At 56.8% G+C, this 16730-nt stretch carries 17 protein-coding genes; 9 read left to right on the top strand and 8 right to left on the bottom strand.

The genetic code is table 11. From position 1 onward, the window contains the following. Nucleotides 1-32: 32 nt before the first annotated feature. From eutH to Q4G22_RS00180, 3 genes are read right to left on the bottom strand one after another with little or no spacing between them, the layout of a single operon-like run. Nucleotides 33-1214, bottom strand: a complete 1182-nt coding sequence (gene eutH / locus Q4G22_RS00190; protein WP_303383887.1) for an ethanolamine utilization protein EutH — start codon at nt 1212-1214, stop codon at nt 33-35. 54 nt (nt 1215-1268) lie between these two features. Continuing rightward, nucleotides 1269-2540: a D-arabinono-1,4-lactone oxidase gene (locus Q4G22_RS00185; protein ID WP_303383886.1), complete on the bottom strand. Its 1272-nt coding sequence runs from the start codon at nt 2538-2540 to the stop codon at nt 1269-1271. Nucleotides 2541-2557: 17 nt separating this feature from the next. Continuing rightward, nucleotides 2558-3325 (bottom strand): SDR family NAD(P)-dependent oxidoreductase, encoded by a 768-nt coding sequence (locus Q4G22_RS00180; protein WP_303383885.1) that lies wholly within the window; start codon nt 3323-3325, stop codon nt 2558-2560. A gap of 185 nt (nt 3326-3510) precedes the next feature. On the opposite strand from Q4G22_RS00180, the gene Q4G22_RS00175 reads away from it, so the two are divergent. Then, nucleotides 3511-4245, top strand: coding sequence for a helix-turn-helix transcriptional regulator (locus Q4G22_RS00175; protein WP_303383884.1), 735 nt, complete (start codon nt 3511-3513; stop codon nt 4243-4245). A gap of 512 nt (nt 4246-4757) precedes the next feature. Here the strand turns inward: Q4G22_RS00175 and Q4G22_RS00170 are convergent. Continuing rightward, the gene (locus Q4G22_RS00170) at nt 4758-5648 is read right to left on the bottom strand and encodes a LysR family transcriptional regulator (RefSeq protein WP_303383883.1); all 891 of its coding nucleotides are present in this window, start codon (nt 5646-5648) and stop codon (nt 4758-4760) included. A gap of 156 nt (nt 5649-5804) precedes the next feature. Between Q4G22_RS00170 and Q4G22_RS00165 the strand changes: the two genes are divergently transcribed. The 4 genes from Q4G22_RS00165 (at nt 5805) to Q4G22_RS00150 (ending at nt 12018) form a co-directional block, all read left to right on the top strand. Then, nucleotides 5805-6527, top strand: a complete 723-nt coding sequence (locus Q4G22_RS00165; RefSeq protein ID WP_303383882.1) for an isochorismatase family protein — start codon at nt 5805-5807, stop codon at nt 6525-6527. An 88-nt stretch (nt 6528-6615) separates the two neighbouring features. Further along, nucleotides 6616-8691 carry a hydantoinase/oxoprolinase family protein gene (locus tag Q4G22_RS00160; protein ID WP_303383881.1) on the top strand — a complete coding sequence of 692 codons (2076 nt, stop codon included), beginning with the start codon at nt 6616-6618 and terminating at the stop codon, nt 8689-8691. Between the two features lie 11 nt (nt 8692-8702). Then, nucleotides 8703-10478 (top strand): hydantoinase B/oxoprolinase family protein, encoded by a 1776-nt coding sequence (locus Q4G22_RS00155; RefSeq protein ID WP_303383880.1) that lies wholly within the window; start codon nt 8703-8705, stop codon nt 10476-10478. Between the two features lie 43 nt (nt 10479-10521). Continuing rightward, nucleotides 10522-12018, top strand: a complete 1497-nt coding sequence (locus Q4G22_RS00150) for an NCS1 family transporter (RefSeq protein WP_368661451.1) — start codon at nt 10522-10524, stop codon at nt 12016-12018. Nucleotides 12019-12104: 86 nt separating this feature from the next. On the opposite strand, the gene Q4G22_RS00145 is transcribed toward Q4G22_RS00150, so the two are convergent. The 4 genes from Q4G22_RS00145 to Q4G22_RS00130 all read right to left on the bottom strand — a co-directional run bounded on the left by Q4G22_RS00145 (nt 12105) and on the right by Q4G22_RS00130 (nt 14702). Continuing rightward, nucleotides 12105-12836, bottom strand: a complete 732-nt coding sequence (locus Q4G22_RS00145; RefSeq protein ID WP_303383878.1) for an IclR family transcriptional regulator — start codon at nt 12834-12836, stop codon at nt 12105-12107. Nucleotides 12837-13009: 173 nt separating this feature from the next. After that, nucleotides 13010-13255, bottom strand: a complete 246-nt coding sequence (locus Q4G22_RS00140) for a hypothetical protein (protein WP_303383877.1) — start codon at nt 13253-13255, stop codon at nt 13010-13012. A 39-nt stretch (nt 13256-13294) separates the two neighbouring features. Then, complete coding sequence (locus Q4G22_RS00135) at nt 13295-14032, bottom strand: hypothetical protein (RefSeq protein WP_303383876.1); 738 nt, start codon at nt 14030-14032, stop codon at nt 13295-13297. A 109-nt stretch (nt 14033-14141) separates the two neighbouring features. Next, on the bottom strand, nt 14142-14702 hold the full coding sequence (locus tag Q4G22_RS00130) for an NAD(P)H-dependent oxidoreductase (protein ID WP_303383875.1): 561 nt from the start codon (nt 14700-14702) through the stop codon (nt 14142-14144). 237 nt (nt 14703-14939) lie between these two features. Between Q4G22_RS00130 and Q4G22_RS00125 the strand changes: the two genes are divergently transcribed. The 4 genes from Q4G22_RS00125 to Q4G22_RS00115 are packed head-to-tail and all read left to right on the top strand — an operon-like array spanning nt 14940 to nt 16717. Beyond that, the gene (locus tag Q4G22_RS00125; protein ID WP_303383874.1) at nt 14940-15599 is read left to right on the top strand and encodes a 3,4-dihydroxy-2-butanone-4-phosphate synthase; all 660 of its coding nucleotides are present in this window, start codon (nt 14940-14942) and stop codon (nt 15597-15599) included. Nucleotides 15600-15630: 31 nt separating this feature from the next. Next, nucleotides 15631-16152, top strand: a complete 522-nt coding sequence (locus Q4G22_RS00120) for a flavin reductase family protein (RefSeq protein ID WP_303383873.1) — start codon at nt 15631-15633, stop codon at nt 16150-16152. A gap of 12 nt (nt 16153-16164) precedes the next feature. Then, the gene (locus Q4G22_RS15660) at nt 16165-16455 is read left to right on the top strand and encodes a riboflavin kinase (RefSeq protein WP_368661448.1); all 291 of its coding nucleotides are present in this window, start codon (nt 16165-16167) and stop codon (nt 16453-16455) included. Then, complete coding sequence (locus Q4G22_RS00115) at nt 16367-16717, top strand: riboflavin kinase (protein WP_368661447.1); 351 nt, start codon at nt 16367-16369, stop codon at nt 16715-16717. Before Q4G22_RS15660 ends, Q4G22_RS00115 begins: the two co-directional genes overlap by 89 nt. The last annotated feature ends 13 nt before the right edge of the window (nt 16718-16730 follow it).

Here is a 16730-nt window from a genome sequence, read left to right as displayed (position 1 = left end):
CCTTCGCCCCCGGTGCCTGTCTGGGGCAAGGCTTAAGGGCGCGCCTCGGCAGGGGTATGCAGACGGGTTGCGATCATAAAACCCGCGATGCCGCCGGTCAGTTTGCCCAAAAGCAGCGGCACGATGATCGTCGGCTGAAAATTCGCCGAAAAGGCCAGATGATCGCCGAACATAAAGGCCCCGCAGACCGCGAAGGAAATCACCAGCACCTTGTCGCGCGGCGGCATATCCTTGACCAGCCGGAACATCGCCAGCACATTCGCCGCAGCCGCCAAAAGCCCCGCCGTGCCCGCCGATGACAGGCCAAGCCTTGCCCCAACCGCCTGCATCGGGGCTTGCAAAAAGTGGTTCATCAGCCAGACCATGGGGAAAGCGCCGCTCAGCATGATGCCGATATAGCCGGCGATTTCCAGCGCACGGAACTGGTCCTCCTCGTCGGCGATGATCGGGGCGAACCCCCAATGGCCCAGGATGGCGGTGAACAGGCCGGTGAAATATTCTACGATGGAAAAGACTAGAACCAGCGTGATCGCTGCATACATGACGCGGCCAAAGATGAGAAACAGCCGGATCATCGCCGCCGGAAACAGCTTTAGACAGACAGCCAGCACAACGCAGAACAGGATCAGCGGCGCAATGTCGCGCATCACCTGCATCATGTTCATCGCCAAAGCCTGCGTCGCCTCGCCAGTGGCGGTAATGTCGGGGCGGATGCTGATGTCCATGATGCCAAGTGCAAGGCAGGACACCAGCACGCCAATAGGGATCGACAGCACGCCGCACATGATGCCTACGGCCATATAGGGGTGATCGGCCTTGTCCAGCATGGCCAGCCCGACCGGGATGGTAAAGATGATCGTCGCCCCGGCCATAAAGCCGGTGATCGAGGCGATGATCCAGCCTTCGGGCGACAGGGATAGTTCTCTGGCCAGTTGATAGCCGCCCATATCCACCGCAATAATGGATGTCGCCGCCATGGCCGGATCGGCGTTGATAATCTGAAAAACCGGCCCCGCCACCGCGCTGATAAAAGCTGAAAGATAGGGGATCGCAGCCATGATCCCCGCCACCGGAATAAAGATATAGCCGATGGCGTGCAGACCAGCGTTGAATTCCTTGCCCAACGGGCTTTCGCTATCAATGATCGAGGCGATGGCCCCGATCACCGCGCAGGCCATGATGATATAGATGACGAATGTGCCGATATGGGCCATTTTCAGTCTCCCTTGAAGGCGGACCGGGGTTCTTTGCCCCAGTTCCGGCGATGGTCAGCGGAATAGCTGTGACAGGTGGTCGTTCAGGTAAAAACCCTCTGGGTCCAGCTTGCGGCGCAGTGCGCGGAAATCATTCGCGCGGGGATAGATGGCGGTGACGTCATCGCCGGTCAGGAAATGCAGTTTACCCCAATGCGGTCGCGCGCCATAGCCGCGCAGGATTTTATCTACCGCGCGCAGATAATCCCAATAATCCTTTCCTGGCTCGCCTGAGACTGAAATCGTAACGCTGTCCTGACGGTGAAAGGGACTGATCCATGCCTCGTCCCCGGCGGTGAATCTGTATTCGATGGGATAGATTGCGTCCGGGAATTGCTCTAACATCAATTTGCGGACGGCACGGACGGAATCCTTGCCATGTTGGCGCGGCACCGCATATTCCAGTTCATGAAAATTCGCGATATATTCGATGGGATAGACTTCAGAGCTATAGGCGACCTTTTCGAATTCTGCCTCGAATGGTTCATCCTCGGTCATATCCAGAATTTTCATTTCGCATACATCAGTGCTGCGTCCTGATTTCGAGGTGGCCGAGGTGTCGGGCAGGCAATAGCAATGCCGGCTTTCCTCGTAAGGGCACCAGAAAAAACTGAAATGCCGGTGCTTTTCGGCCAATTCGTCATGCATCCCCATCGCTGCCTCGAAGTCCTCGCGCCAGATTTTCTCGCGCAGGCGATAGCTGTCGGTCAGTTGCAAGGTCATTTCTGAAATAGCGCCCAGTACGCCCAAAGATACGCGCCCGGCCAGCAACAGATCAGGCGTGGTCTCGTCCACGGTCAGGATAGACCCGTCAGGCTGCACCAGCTTCATGCCCACAATCGCATCAGCCAGCACCGGTAGCCGTGCCCCGGTGCCATGTGTGCCGGTGGTCAGCGCCCCGGCAATGGCCTGACTGTCGATGTCGCCCTGATTTATCATCGAAAGCCCCTCGCCCTTCAGCACCTTGACCAATTCATTGATCGTGGTCCCGGCTGATGCGGTGACGCGGCGCTTTTCATGGTCGATGTGCTTGACGCCCTTCATATTGGCCAAGGTCAGATGCAACCCGCTGGTCAGCGCAACCGGGGTAAAGCTGTGCCCCGAACCCGCCACACGGACGTTTTGCCCCTTGGCCGTTGCATCCGCGATCAAGGCGCACAGCTCATCTTCACTGGCGGGGGCGGCGCGGGCGGCGCGGATGCAGGATTGATTGCCGACCCAGTTGCGCCAATGCGCGTGCTCCAGTCCGAAATCATTGACAGTCATGCCATGGGACGAAGTGTTCATGTCGTTATCCCCTGTGTTCAGATCGCGGTATAGCCGTTGTCGGCAAACAGATGTGCGCCATTGATAAAGCTGGCGTCATCGCTGGCCAGAAACAGCGCGGCAGCGGCGACTTCTTCGGGTTTGCACAGGCGACCTTGGGCCGAGGCGATGGCCGCCTCGGATACATCGACGCCCTGTTTTCTCAGTAATTCGATTTCGCGCAAGCCATGGGCCGTCGCGATAAAGCCGGGGCAGATCGCGTTCGAGCGGATGCCGCGATCCCGAAACTCTACGGCGATGGCGCGGGCGAACATGTGGCAGGCACCTTTGCTGGTGCAATACAGCACCTCCAGCGGTGTGCCGACGACGGCCGAGATCGACGAGGTGCAGATCACGCTGCCCCCGCCCGCCGCGATCATACCTGGCAGCACGGCCTTGGTGACAAGGAACATGCTTTTGACGTTTACGGCCATGATGCGGTCCCATTCCGCCTCGCTGGTTTCCAGAAAGGGCATGGCGGACAGGATACCGGCATGATTCATCAGCACGGTTATCGAGCCAAAGGCGGCCTCGACCGTTTCGACCGCCCGTGACACTTGCGCCGCGTCCGAGACATCGGCGGGCGCAAAGATTGCCTCATGGCCCGCATCGCGCAGGCGCTGCGCGATCTTGGCTCCGTTGCTGGCGGGCAGGTCCACAATGCCGACTTTTGCGCCCTCGGCCGCAAACCGTTCTGACGCGGCCAGTCCGCAACCACCGGCCCCGCCCGTTATCAGCGCGGTTTTTCGCTGCAATCGCCCTGCCACGTCAACCTCCTTTACCGGGCTTGCGAAGCCGGTGATTTTGCGTGTGAATGGTCCAAGATCGGCTCTTCCCGACCGGATAAGGAAAAGCGTAGGATGATAAGGACGAAACGCCATATGCCAAAAGTCATATGATCGGCGGAAATATAAGCCAGGCGATTGCGGGTTTGTTCAAGGCGACCGGCGACGTGGAATATGGTGCCGCGCTGGACCGGCTGACCCGGATTGCCGCTGATTTCGACATGAGCTGTATCTTTGGCTTTTCGGCGCAACAGCCGCCGGTTCTGATCCATGACGGATACAGCGACACGGTGGACCGGCGCGCTCTGCGATCCTATTTGCGCGGGGCCTATCTGCTGGACCCGTTCTATTCCGCCAGCATCGGTGAGGTGCGCGAGGGGTTATGGCGGATGCGCGATCTGGCGCCCGATGCCTATTATGACGCTGAATTTGCTTGGTCGCAGGAAATTCACCCCTGTATTTCGGATCAGGCCGGCACGCTGGTTGAGGAGATCGGTTATATTACTCCACTGTCAGATGGATTTTCTGCAACCTATTCCCTGATGCGCAACCGCGGCGGCACATGTTTCGATCTGAGAGAGACCAAGCGCCTCTCTGGTCTTGGGCCAATTATTTCGGCCAGTCTGCGTCTGCATTGGGAAGTTTCACGTGGCCGGGATCAAAGTAGTGGTTCGCCCTTGGACAGCGAGGAGGTATTCAGCGCTGCATTTTTCGTGCTGACACCTGCGCAGCAGGCTGTGACCAAGCTGATCTTGCGAGGTCACAGCAATATCTCGATTGCCGGAAACCTTGGTATTGCCGAGGGCACCGTAAAGCAGCATCGCTACAACATATACAAGCGACTTGATATTTCAGGTCAGGCAGAGCTTTTTCAAAGATTTATTGATTTTATAGGTCGCTGATGGGGGTTTATTGTGGTGATAAGGGCACGTGTCGCCGATATAACGAGTCGCAAATGGTAGCAGCATCCCGATTGGTTTTCCTGTCGCGTTGGTTGTGTCGTAAAAACCTACTGCCCACATGATCCGTCTGGATATGTCAGCAAACCGTGTTGGCGCTATGCTGATTAAGTAAGGTTCGGAATACTTTTAGCGGGTCTGCTTCTCGGCGGGCTGCCATCCATCTTGCGTATCCATCGAGATATTTCGTAGCCGGCCCCCTCCAACGCTTGCGGAGGTCATTCTTTCACTGAGCGTGAAGACTGTTGATACTGTTCAGATGAAAGGCCTTGGGCGTCCGTGGTCTTGCCCCCGTTTCACCGGCCACTCAGGCGGTTGCGGTTTCTCGTTCAGACTATCGAGGATCATGTCGATGAACTCAATGCGGTCCGCTGCCAGATTGCGGGATGACAGAAATTCGCCGGATGCCTGCTTGGCGGATACTTGTGCGCGATGTAAAAGATCCGGCTGACCGCTCATGAAACATGGCGTGCGCAGTCGATAAACTCCCGCAGCTGGATGCTTGCGTTTGACCTTTTCCAGACCAAGATCGTAGAAATGCGAAAACCTGCGTTCATGATCGGGCGAACTTCAACTGAGCGACCGAGAAAGCCAATCAGGCTTTCAGGATAGACGGTCACGCCCATTCCAGCCGCAACAAGGCCGATCAGTGCCAGCGTGTTCGAGGCCTCAAGCACGACATTCAGATTGACCCCTTCGCTGTGGAACAGGTCCGAAAGCCTCCAGCGATATTCGCCCCACTCCTGCATGTCGCCCAGTATCACCGGAACGTCCGCCAGATCGCGCGGACGGATCACGTCGCGATTCAGCAATGGGTGCGTCCGTGGCGTCACGAGATACAGCCTCTCATCGCTCAGCAGCATGCTGTGAAATTCCGGATGATCGAACGGCCCTATCATATAACCGATATCAATATCACCATTGGCTAGTGCCAGCTTCTGGCCCTGCGTGCGGATATATTGCAACTGAACATCGACATCGGGATAGTTGCGCCGGAACCTTGCGATGGACGCAGGCATCAGCTCTGTCGCAGCGAAGGCCATATAGGCGACGCGTAGGACACCCGTCTTACCAGCAGCAATACGCTGAGCCGTGAGAACTGAATCACGGTATCGCGCAGTCAGATGCGTATTGTCGCGGAAAAAGCTATGGCCGGCTTGAGTCAGCGTCACTTCTCGCGTCGTGCGTTCCAGCAGCCGAAATCCAAGGTAATGTTCCAGCTTCTGAATGCGTCGTGTCAGCGCAGATTGATCGAGATTGAGTCGCTGCGCGGCCCGCCGAAAGTTGAGCTCATCGGCGACGGCTAAAAATGAACTGACCAGTTCCAGACCATCTGCCTGAGACATCTGCACCCCCTTTCAGCAGGATGAAAACTCGCGTCAATCATTGATGCATTTCGGGCAACAATAACTGCTCACATACCATTTCCGAGTCGTCAACTCCTGTCTGAAAATGCCTCTGTCCGAGGGGAGTCCCCCTACATCCACCGAGAGGAGATTCAGATGAACGAAGTTGATGCCAAGGAGCTGGACAAGCTGTTGCAACAGGCCTTCGACACCGCAACCAAGCTGTATCAGGAGCGCGGCTTCCAGCGCCGTGTAGGCTTTGGCAAGAAGCCGGCGCTGGTCAGCGTCGATCTGGCAAATGCCTGGACCCGTCCGGGCAACCCCTTCACCTGCGATCAGGAGAAGATGGACAACGAGATTATTCCGGGAATGCAGAAATTGCTCGCCGCTTGTCGGGCCAATGGTCATCCGGTGATTCATGTCACCACGGCGTATGAAATTACCGACCGAAACGCGCCGTTCACGGATATGGGCCTTTGGCATGACAAGATCCCCGTCGATGTGGTCAATCTGGATAACAAGGACTTGTGGGCTATCGATTCCCGTATTGCACCGGTCGAGGGCGAATATACGCTTTTGAAAAAGCGTGCTTCGTCGTTTCACGGCACGGAACTGGCCGGTATTTTACGTGCAAACGGTGTCGACACCATATTGGTTACGGGCGTGACGGCCTGTGCCTGTGTCCGGCAGACAATCTGTGACGGGATCGCGGATGGGTTCCGCACCATTGCCGTAAAGGAAGCCATCGGCGACCGTGTGCCAGGCGCGGTGGCGTGGAATCTCTTTGATATTGATGCGAAATTCGGTGACGTCCACACTGTCGATGAATGCGTCGAATATCTGAACACTGTCGGCAAGGTCGCTGAGGCCGCCGAATAATCCGGTCGGGCCGCGGAAAAGTCCGCGGCCCGTTTTCGATATAGCGTTCGGCCGGGCGCCGGGCGCATCAGGCAGCGGGGAAGCGAATATGGCCAGAATTGGCGTCGATGTGGGCGGCACGAACACGGATCTCGTGCTGGAATGCGACAAGGGTGTTTATTATCATAAGGTGCCGACGACGCTGAAAAATCAGTCGATCGGCGTGGTCGATGGTGTGCGCGGTATCTGCGAAAGGGCGGGAATTTCCACCTCGGACGTCGATTTGATCGTTCATGGCACGACCACCGCGACGAACATAACCATCGAACATAACGGTAGCGAATGCGGAATGATTACCACCCAAGGTTTCCGCGACATCCTGCATATCGGACGTCATAAAAGGCCATTCAATTTCAGCCTGCATTTCGATGTGCCATGGCAAAGCCAGCCTCTGGTGCGCCGCCGGAACCGGATCAGCGTTGCCGAGCGCATTCTGCCGCCGGACGGGCGCATCGAAACGCCTCTGGATGAACAGGCAGTGCGCGATGCCTGCGCGCTGTTTCGAAAGCGGGGCATCAATTCTATCGTGATCGGTTTTATGTTCAGCTTTCTGAACGACGCACATGAGCAACGCGCCAAGGAAATCGTGCTGGAAGAGATCCCCGACGCCTATGTCACCATGTCATCCGAGCTTGCGCGTGTGATGCGTGAATACGAGCGGTTTTCGACCGCTGCGATGAATTGCTATGTCGGGCCAAAGACAGCCTATTATCTGCGCGATCTGGATGCGAAATTGCGCGAGGCAGGCGTTACCTCGAAACTGCGGATCATGCAGTCGAACGGCGGCGTCTGCACAGTGGACGCCTGCGCAAAAAGACCCGTTCGCATTCTGATGTCAGGCCCTGCTGGCGGCGTGATCGGCGGCGCGTCCGAGGGCGAGATGGCCGGGGCGCCCAATATCATTACTGTCGATATTGGCGGCACCTCCGCAGATATTTCGACCATTCCGGGCGGTCAGCTCAAAATCATGAACCCGCGAGATACCTATGTCTCGGGCCATCCGGTGCTAACCCCGATGATCGACCTTGTGACCATTGGCGCAGGCGGCGGCTCGGTTGCCTTCATCGACGAGGCGGGCGCTTTTAACGTCGGCCCCCGCTCTGCCGGATCGGAGCCCGGACCGGCCTGCTATGGCCGTGGCGGGACCGAGCCAACCGTAACCGATGCACAGATCGTTCTGGGCCGCCTTGACCCCGACATGGCCTTGGGCGGCGATCTTCGGCTTGATGCCGAACTTGCAAGAAAGGCAGTCGAGGAAAAGATCGCCAGGCCACTGAATATGTCGGTGACCGAGGCCGCGCTTGGGATCATTCGCATCATCAACAACAACATGGCGCTGACGATCCGGTCCAATTCCGTCGCACGCGGTATCGACCCGCGCGAATTTTCGATCATGCCTTTCGGCGGCGCGGGGCCTCTGCACGGTGTCGCACTGGCCGAGGCGGTCAGCGCCCGCGACGTCATCGTTCCCGTCGCGCCGGGCATTACTGCGGCGGTCGGCCTGCTAAAGACCGATCTGCAATATGAGCATACCGATGCAAGTATTGTCGAATTGAACAGCGCCGACGACGAGGATTTGGCGCGCATCAATGCCTCGGTCGAAAAGCTGCGTGAAGAAGTCAGGGCCGAACTGGATGCCGACGGAATCGCGCGCTCCGACCAGATGCTGCGCATTTTGGCCGAATGCCGCTATCGCGGACAAGGATTTGAGCTTCGGGCGGATATGCCCGACGAACTGTTGTCGCAGGACAACAAGCGGATCGTGATCGACAGCTTCCATGACGCCCATGAGCGGGATTACGGCTATGCCTATCGGGATGCTGGCGTAGAGTTGATTACGCTAAGGGTTATCGGTTCTGCCTCTGTGCGGCAGATCGAAATTCCGAAAGTTCCGCCGACAGATGGCACCGGCATCGACCGCGCCCTGATGTTTGTGCGCACGACCGTTTTCGATGACGGAAGCATCTTGGAAACGCCGCGCTATGACCGGAACAAGCTGCTCGCGGGCGACAGAGTGTTCGGCCCGGCAATTCTGATCCAGCACAATGCCACAACATTGGTTCCACCCGGCTATGTCGCCGAGACGCTGGACTATGGCAACACACGCATCTCTAAGGGGGGCTGAGGATGAATAAGATGAGCAAAATCAGCGAAGTCGATCCGATCAGCCTTCAAGTGATCCGCGGCGCTTTTGAAACTATCGCTGAGGAAATGGGGCATGTTCTGTATCGCATGTCATTTTCCTCGATTATCCGGGAAAGTCAGGATTTGGGCGCGGGTTTGTTTGACACAGATTTCAACACCCTGTGCGAATCGGAATCGACCCCAATGCACATCGGTTCTATACCCGGATATTTGCGCGGGATTGCTGAAACGCTTGAGGATGGCGAGTGGTACGAGGGTGATGTTGTCGTTCACAATCATCCTTATTACGGGGCATCTCATACACCCGATCTGGCAATTATCGTTCCGGTCTTTGTTGAGGGGCGGCTTGTCGGCTATGCCGGGAATACCGCTCATCACGTGGATATCGGAGCGGCTACGCCGGGCCTGATTATCGACGTTCCGGATGTTTACGCCGAAGGCATGCTGTTTGCGGGGACCAAGCTTTACCGCAAGGGCGAACGCAACGGTGCAATGTGGAATTATATCCGCAACAACTCTCGTGCGGATAAACAGTTGGTCATGGATATTGAGGCTCAGGTTGCTTCGGCACGGCTGGGTGCGCGGCGGCTGGTCGAACTGATCGAAAAATATGGTGAAGATATGGTCTTCACCGCAGCCAACCAACTGATGGACTATGCTGAGCGTATGACCCGGCAGCGGATCTCGGAAATTCCCGATGGTGATTATTCGGCTGAAGGCTGGTTGGACGATGACGGACGAAACCGCGATCAGCGGTTGAAGATCAAGGTGACAGTCCGTGTGCGCGGTGATGAGGCCGAAGTTGACCTTACCGGATCGGCGGATCAGACACCGACAGCCTATAATGTTCCGTTTGAAGGATCGACCAAAGTTGCGGCCTATGCTGGTTTCCGCAAGCTTCTGCTGGATGCGGCGACATCAGATCTGCGCGTTCCCTCGAATGAAGGCAGTTTCCGGCCCATAAAGGTAATCGCGCCGCTGGGCTCGATTTTCAATCCGCGCGCACCTGCCAGTGCCGAGGCGCGCTTTACCCAATGCAACAGAATGATCGACCTGATCATTCGCGCCTTGGCGCCGGTGATGCCGGAAACTATAATCGCGGGATCATCCGCCTCCATCAGTTTTGCGGCCTATTCGGGTGTGCGGCCGACGGGTGATTACTGGGTATTTCTTGAAGTCAACGAAGGTGCCTATGGCGGTAGGCCTCGAAGCGATGGTCCCGACAGTATCGACAATCTGATGGCCAATACCCGGAACAATCCCTTGGAAGATCTGGCCATGCACATCCCGATGATCTGTGATCGCTATGAATTACGCGACGATCTCCCGCCAGGCGCTGGCGAATATCGCGGCGGCATTGGCGTAGTCAAGGCGCAGCGGGTGCTGACCGAGGCTTTTATTACCCACGAATCGGAGCGCCATACCGAAGCGCCTTGGGGTGTTTTCGGTGGCCATGACGGTGTGGTCGGAAAATGCCTGATCTATAATGCAAGAAAACCCAATGATCCGCGCGAGATGTATTCTAAGTTCTCGGGGCTTAAGGTAAATTCTGATGATGTTATGGCCTATTACAGCCCCAACGGCGGTGGCTATGGAGACCCACTCAACCGATCGCCACGCAAAGTTCTGGACGATGTATTGGACGGCTTTTGCAGCGTGGATCATGCGCGCAACGCTTATGGCGTCGTAGTTAATATTGAAGCAGAGACCGTTGACATGGCGGAGACGGAAAAAATCCGTTCTAGTATGCGCAAGAAAAATGCGTGAGATCCACCATTATTATCAAAACGCTACAAACAGGGAAAGTAAAATGTCCATAGCGTCGGAAATCGAACGCTCGGAACACGAGCGCAGTGGGTTGATTGAAGAATCCATCCTACCTACTCAATTAGGTCAGCGACCTATCGGACTGTTAGGTTATGCATGGATATGGGTCGGCATTGCGGTGATAATCGCAACCTATTCATTGGGTGCTACGGGGATTGAGGGTGGCTTTGGCCTTTGGACGGTCATTTTGACGATCGCTGCGGCCAATCTTGCGATCGGTCTCATCATGCTGCTGACTGCCGATATAGGCACGGAGCATGGCCTTAGTTTTGCTGTGTACCTGCGCGCACCCTTTGGAACGCGCGGCACGCATCTGCCATCGGTTTCCCGCGGGATTGTGGCAGCAATGTGGTTTGGCATTCAGACATATCTCGGCGCGCTGGCGCTGAATGGGATCGGCGAGTATTTCTTCGGATTCTCGAACTGGTTCGTATGGTATGTTCTTTTTGCAATCGTGCAAGTGGCCAATACAGCACTTGGGATCAAGTCGGTCGAACGATTGGCGTCCTTGGCTGCGCCTGCTATTATTGCGATATCCGTCTGGATGTATTTCACGCTTGAAGGTGTGGCGCATACTCAAGGCATTAATATCTGGACTTTCCGCGCTCAGGGAGAGATGTCGCTTCTGGTTTTGTTCATTGCCAACATGGCCTTCTGGTCCACGCTGGCGATTGATATTCCGAATCTCACACGGTTTATAAAAGTTATTCCATCGCGGGAGTTTGCACGGCGCAACCGGAGTGTCTTTCTGGCACAACTTGTGGCCTTGCCGGTCACTCAGGCCCTGATTGCAGGTATAGGCGCCATCAGCTTCATTGCCACCGGAAACTGGAACCCTGTCGAGGTCATTCAAGGGCAGGGACAAGGCCTTCAACTGGTTCTGCTTCTGGCACTGGTTATTCTGGCACAATGGTCCACAAACAACTCCGCGAACCTTATACCGGCAGCGCTTACGTTCATCAATCTCGCACCGCGTCATGTGAACTATCGTCTCAGCGTTGTTATCGCGGGGATTGTTGGAACATTGTGCTTCCCTTGGCTGATCTTGAACAACCTCTTTGTTTTTCTGGGCTATTATGGCGCATTCCTGTCGGCCATCGGCGGGATCATGGTGGCGGATTATTATATCATCAGGAAACGTTGCCTTAATGTACCGGAGCTTTATTCCGAGTCCGGTCAATACACTTACGACAGCGGCTTCAATTTGGCTGGATTGGCCGCGTGGATCTTGGCTGGTGGCATTGCCGCTTGGTGGTCACAGTATGCGTTTATAATCGGCTTTCCCTTGGGTCTAATCCTGTATTTGCTTCTGATGAAGGCGCTTGTTTTGCCGCGCTACCCACAGGCCGAGCTGCAAGATGTAAGTTCCGATAAATATCTGGCAACTTCGGTCGGCCTCAGCTGGGCTTATGTCGGTAGCGGGCGTTTCAATCGTCTCACTGAGGCCGAAGGAGGATCTGCCCGGCGCGAAGATATATAGCGTTCTGTAGGCCGGGTTTGCTAACTGCAAGCCATGCTTGGGCGGCCCGTCTCTGGCCGCCCAAGCGCTTCGCTTTCCCGCAGACATCACGCGACGTTGTCCAGCTTTCTTCCGATACAGGACGCGGCGCTTTCGACCGAGTCTCTCATGGACATCCACTCTTCCTCAATCCGGGTTCTGGGGCCGACAATACCGACGCTGAACAGCCCAGCCCGCCCCCTGATGCCAACTGGCTTGGCAAAGCTGCCGATGTCTGGATTTTCTTCTCCGAAACAGGTCGCCAGCCCGCCCTGGGCGATCATCGACAGATCCCCCTCAAGCCGTTCTTCGTCTGAGGGAATGAAATCGGGGAATCGCGCATTCGTCGTCTCGATCAGCTTTCTGCGGTCACTGTCACCCAGATGTGCAAGGATCGCCTTTGCCGCACTGCACACGACAGGTCGCAGCCCCAGCGGCGGGACGACACCGCCGCGCCGCCCGTCATCGGCAAGGCGGCTGACGAAAAGCTCAATCCCGTTCGCTGTCAGTCGCGCGGCAAACGAGGTCTCGCCGGTTGCATCGGCCAGAGCCTGAAGTTCCGGCTCGATCGCCCCGCGCACATCTCTTTCGCTGATCGCACCGAACGCGATTCGAACCAGCCTGTGGCCGATCTGAAACCCGGCCTCGGACTTTTCGATCAGCGACAATTCCTGCAACTGCGCCAGCAGACGATACACGGTCGCCTGTGGCAGTTGTGATCGTTGGGCAATGTCCCGAGGCGTTGCCGAAGGGCCTGTCGCCGCGATGGTTTCCAACAGGGCTACCAGGCGATCGTTCATATTTACATCACTTCTTGACGCAGCTTTATCAAACAATGGGAATCAATGCTTCATATATGACAGAGACCATGCTGCGGCGGAAGAAAGATTTTCAAAACGTGACATTGTGCGGGAATCACCGGCCGTTGAAAAGTCGGACCGCCGCGGCCAAGGCCGCTGTTCTGCGTCATGCGTCATTCTGCCCAGCCATAAGGCTTTTCAAAGCCGATGCCGAAGACCAAGGGGATAACAAGCGACCAGTTCACGCCCATATAAGCATAGGTCAGCGCCTCGTTCATGTCTGTGAAAACCGTTCCGATCATTCCGCGCAGCACCAGCGCAGCGGTGATCGACACGGTAATCCAGACGGTACAGGCCAAGAGGCCGCCCCACGGCATCGCGATGCGTGTAAACGGATAATTCTGAGTGATCGTCGGCATCGCGTAATGGATCGAGGTGGCGGTAAAGAACCAGAGCAACTAGAATTGATCGTCGGTAAAATGCCCCATCGTCCAGAAAGCCGAGATGGGCGACGCTGCAAGGTCCCACACGCCCAGTCCGGCGGATATGTTCAGGCACAGGGCGACGCAAGCGAACAGGATCAGGATGATCGTCACCGCAGCCGAGGGCTTGGTCATGCCTCGCGTCATATGTGTCAGGGTGGTCGTTCCGAGGCCGACCAGCAGGAATGGGAACCACCAGGGCGGCACCCATCCGATAGCGGAATGGGTGATCAGATAGGTGCCGCCGGTCACGATCAGCAATACGATCAGGAATTGTCTGGCCGGGGGCAGCCCGTCGATCGGCCAGTTGGCGCCCGCAAAGCAGACCAGCGCCAGCAGGAACCACGTCGTGCCGACCAGCGGAAAGATCGCACCGGCGCCCGGACCGATCACGAAGATCAGCTTTGCGGAAACCCAGCCGAGCACCCATGATGCCGCAACCAACACGAGGCCTCGTGTCAGCCCATTCTGAATACCGGCGAAGGGAAAGAAACCGCAGCACACAAAAAGGCAGGCCCACCAGGCCGCGAAAATCTGCCAGCTCACATTATCAAGCCAGTAGTTTTCAGCGATCCCAGCCCCTTCCCACGGGCCGATCGGCCAAATCTGGACGATCTGATTGACAAGATAGCAAGAGATAACGCTAAGCCCGTAGATCAGAAAAAATCCCAAAAGAAACGGCCGAGGCCGAAACGGCGCGATTGTGGCGTTCATTTTCAATTCCCCCCTCCGCAGGTTGCGGCAGATGTTGGAATATCACAGGACGCTCGGTCAAAATATCGGCCGAATCGCGCGGAAAAATTGGGGGCTGACGAAAATCAGCTTAACTAGTCCGATTGCTGCAACCTTCGTTGTAGAGAGCCAGCGCCGCGCATATGACCTTATCGCACCTTTCGATCAGTGAGGGCTGCAACTCAAAGCCGCTGCCATCCGCGGCTTTTTCAAATTCCTCATCCAGCGCAAAGATCGAATGGGGCGCGGGGAGCGCACCGAAAAAGCGGAACAGCGGCGTCAACTGGTGGTCGATCATCAAGGCATGGACCGGCGCGCGCGCATTCGCGCTCAGCACGACCAAGCGATTCTTCAGCGCGTCCGGCGGCAGCAAATCGAAGAAATGCTTGAAAAGGCCGGTACAGGAAGCCTTGTAGACAGGCGTGCCGACAACGAGGATGTCGCATGATACGACCGCGTCCCAAGCTTCGGCATGTCCCGCCGCAGCGCCGTCCCGGTCGAATGTCATGCCAAAATCGCGGCCCATGTCGAAGATGTCGAAACATCTTGCTTTCTGACTGCCAAGCCCTTGAGCGAGATAGGCAATCAAGGCATTCGTGCGCGAGGGCCGGTGATGCGTTCCGCTGATCGCAGCAATCTTCAACTGTGTCATCCTCTTCTCCTCTGACTGGGATTTCTGTCCATTTTCGCGATCCGTCTCTCATACTTTGATCGGGGTCGTATGGCGGCTTTCGGCTCGAAAATCGCCCGCGCTTTGGTGATCCCCAAAAGGTCTTGGTTCTGGCGAAAAATCGCAAAGCCGCAGCGCAGAAAGTTACGCAACACTTTGAAATAAAGTCACTAATCAAGATTATCATTAAGCGACAAAATCGTAAATAATTTTCTTGTTTTGTGGGAATTTTGCTCACATGCTGACGAGAGGGGCAAGCACAGGGGAGGGTGGAATGTTCTCGGTCGTCGCAGTGAACGGAAGCCCGCAAGAGGGTTCACGAACCGGGCTTTTGATCTCGCAGGTCCTTGCATCATTCCCGCAGAATTCGCCAGTCCCGAGATCATCACTTTCATGGCGCGGGAATGCCGCGGCCTGATCTGCCTCGCCCTGCATCACAGCATCGCCGAGCAACTGGGTCTTTCGGTGGTGCCCCGGACCGGCCAGAGCCATCGCGAGACGGCCTTTACACAATCCATCGAGGCCGCCGAAGGTATCACGACCGGTATTTCGGCCGCTGACCGGGCGATAACCATAGCTGCCGCGATTGGCCCAAACGGACGGGATCGGATCGCATCGCCCGGCCATGTCTTTCCGCTGATCGCACGACGTGGCGGCTTGCTGGAAAGGGACGGGCATACCGAGGCTTCGGTGGACGTGGTAACCCTTGCCGGTTGCCGGGCCGCCGCTGTCATCTGCGAGATAATGAACGACGACGGCACCATGTCGCGGCGCGACGATCTCATCATCTTCGCCCGGCGGCACGGCCTGCGCATCGGCACGGTCGAGTCGCTTGTCGATTACGTATCGTCATTCGTGCAATCCACCGCACACGGCTGACAGCCGGGAGCAAAGTATGAAGGATCTCTCCATGACCGCACAGGAAAAGATCATAGCTGTCCCGACCCAGGGCGACTGCATCACCGCTGACACCTTTCGCCAGACGATGCGCGCGCTGGCCGGGACCGTGACCGTGATCAGCACCGAAAACGAAGGCAAGCTGTATGGGTTCACGGCAACGGCAGTATGCAGCGTTTGCGCCGAGCCTGCGACGCTTTTGATCGCTGTCAATCGCAGCGCCCGGACTCACGCGCATATTTCCAAGAAAAGTGGTTTTGCGGTGAATATTCTGGCCGAGAACCAAAACGAAGTTGCGGCACATTTTTCGGGCAAAGGGGACGATCAATTCGCAGAAATCGATCATCGTGTTACGGAACGCGGTATCCCGGTTTTGGCTGGTGTTGCCGCCCATCTCGATTGCGTCGTTGATCAGGTTTACGAGGTCGGCACCCATACCCTATTCATCGGCAGGGTCGTCGATGCCGGTGCATCCGGCATGTTGCCGCTGATGTATCACGACGCGAAATACTGCCACCTTCACAGCATTTCCTGAGGGAAAACAGCCATGAACACCCACAGCGCCCGTTTTGTGTCCGCCTGCGCGCAGATGATCTGTCCGGCATTCTTTGGTCAGCACAGAAAGCGTGATCATCTGAAACGATCCGGTCGGGTGATCCACGGCAACAAACTGGGTCGGCAGCTGGGCATTCCCACCGCGAACATCGCTTTGCCGGACGAAGCGCAATTGCGTTACGGCGTTTTATGCCGTGCTGGTCGAATACGGCGGTCGTGTCGGGGCCGGGGCGGCCTCTTGGGGAACGCGCCCACATTTCGACGATGGCGCGCCGCTGCTTGAGGTGCATTTGCTGGACTTCAAGGGCGACCTTTATGGACGTCAACTGACGGTGGAATTCGTCAGCTATCTGCGCCCCGAAGAAGCCTTCTCGTCGATCGAGGCGATGATGGTTCAGATCGGACGGGACATTCAGGAAACCCGGCGCGTCACCCGGCACCGGACGGAAAGCGCATCCAACGCGCCGCGCCATAACCACGCGGACGCCATGGACAGCGGCGAAAACAGGTTGGCTGCTCTGCTGGAGGGCGGGGCCTTCGCCTGACAAGCGCCCGGCG

The organism is Paracoccus sp. (in: a-proteobacteria), assembly GCF_030538655.1.
In the GTDB taxonomy this organism is placed as follows: domain Bacteria; phylum Pseudomonadota; class Alphaproteobacteria; order Rhodobacterales; family Rhodobacteraceae; genus Paracoccus.
Note: the sequence above shows the minus strand (reverse complement) of the source record. Positions and strands in the feature narration are given on the sequence as shown.

What these genes read in the sequence shown, in the direction of transcription:
- eutH (WP_303383887.1), bottom strand. Translation starts at nt 1,214, where the DNA reads ATGGCCCATATCGGCACATTCGTCATCTATATCATCATGGCCTGCGCG.
- Q4G22_RS00185 (WP_303383886.1), bottom strand. Translation starts at nt 2,540, where the DNA reads ATGAACACTTCGTCCCATGGCATGACTGTCAATGATTTCGGACTGGAG.
- Q4G22_RS00170 (WP_303383883.1), bottom strand. Translation starts at nt 5,648, where the DNA reads ATGTCTCAGGCAGATGGTCTGGAACTGGTCAGTTCATTTTTAGCCGTC.
- Q4G22_RS00165 (WP_303383882.1), top strand. Translation starts at nt 5,805, where the DNA reads ATGAACGAAGTTGATGCCAAGGAGCTGGACAAGCTGTTGCAACAGGCC.
- Q4G22_RS00160 (WP_303383881.1), top strand. Translation starts at nt 6,616, where the DNA reads ATGGCCAGAATTGGCGTCGATGTGGGCGGCACGAACACGGATCTCGTG.
- Q4G22_RS00155 (WP_303383880.1), top strand. Translation starts at nt 8,703, where the DNA reads ATGAGCAAAATCAGCGAAGTCGATCCGATCAGCCTTCAAGTGATCCGC.
- Q4G22_RS00150 (WP_368661451.1), top strand. Translation starts at nt 10,522, where the DNA reads ATGTCCATAGCGTCGGAAATCGAACGCTCGGAACACGAGCGCAGTGGG.
- Q4G22_RS00145 (WP_303383878.1), bottom strand. Translation starts at nt 12,836, where the DNA reads ATGAACGATCGCCTGGTAGCCCTGTTGGAAACCATCGCGGCGACAGGC.
- Q4G22_RS00140 (WP_303383877.1), bottom strand. Translation starts at nt 13,255, where the DNA reads ATGCCGACGATCACTCAGAATTATCCGTTTACACGCATCGCGATGCCG.
- Q4G22_RS00135 (WP_303383876.1), bottom strand. Translation starts at nt 14,032, where the DNA reads ATGAACGCCACAATCGCGCCGTTTCGGCCTCGGCCGTTTCTTTTGGGA.
- Q4G22_RS00130 (WP_303383875.1), bottom strand. Translation starts at nt 14,702, where the DNA reads ATGACACAGTTGAAGATTGCTGCGATCAGCGGAACGCATCACCGGCCC.
- Q4G22_RS00120 (WP_303383873.1), top strand. Translation starts at nt 15,631, where the DNA reads ATGACCGCACAGGAAAAGATCATAGCTGTCCCGACCCAGGGCGACTGC.
- Q4G22_RS15660 (WP_368661448.1), top strand. Translation starts at nt 16,165, where the DNA reads ATGAACACCCACAGCGCCCGTTTTGTGTCCGCCTGCGCGCAGATGATC.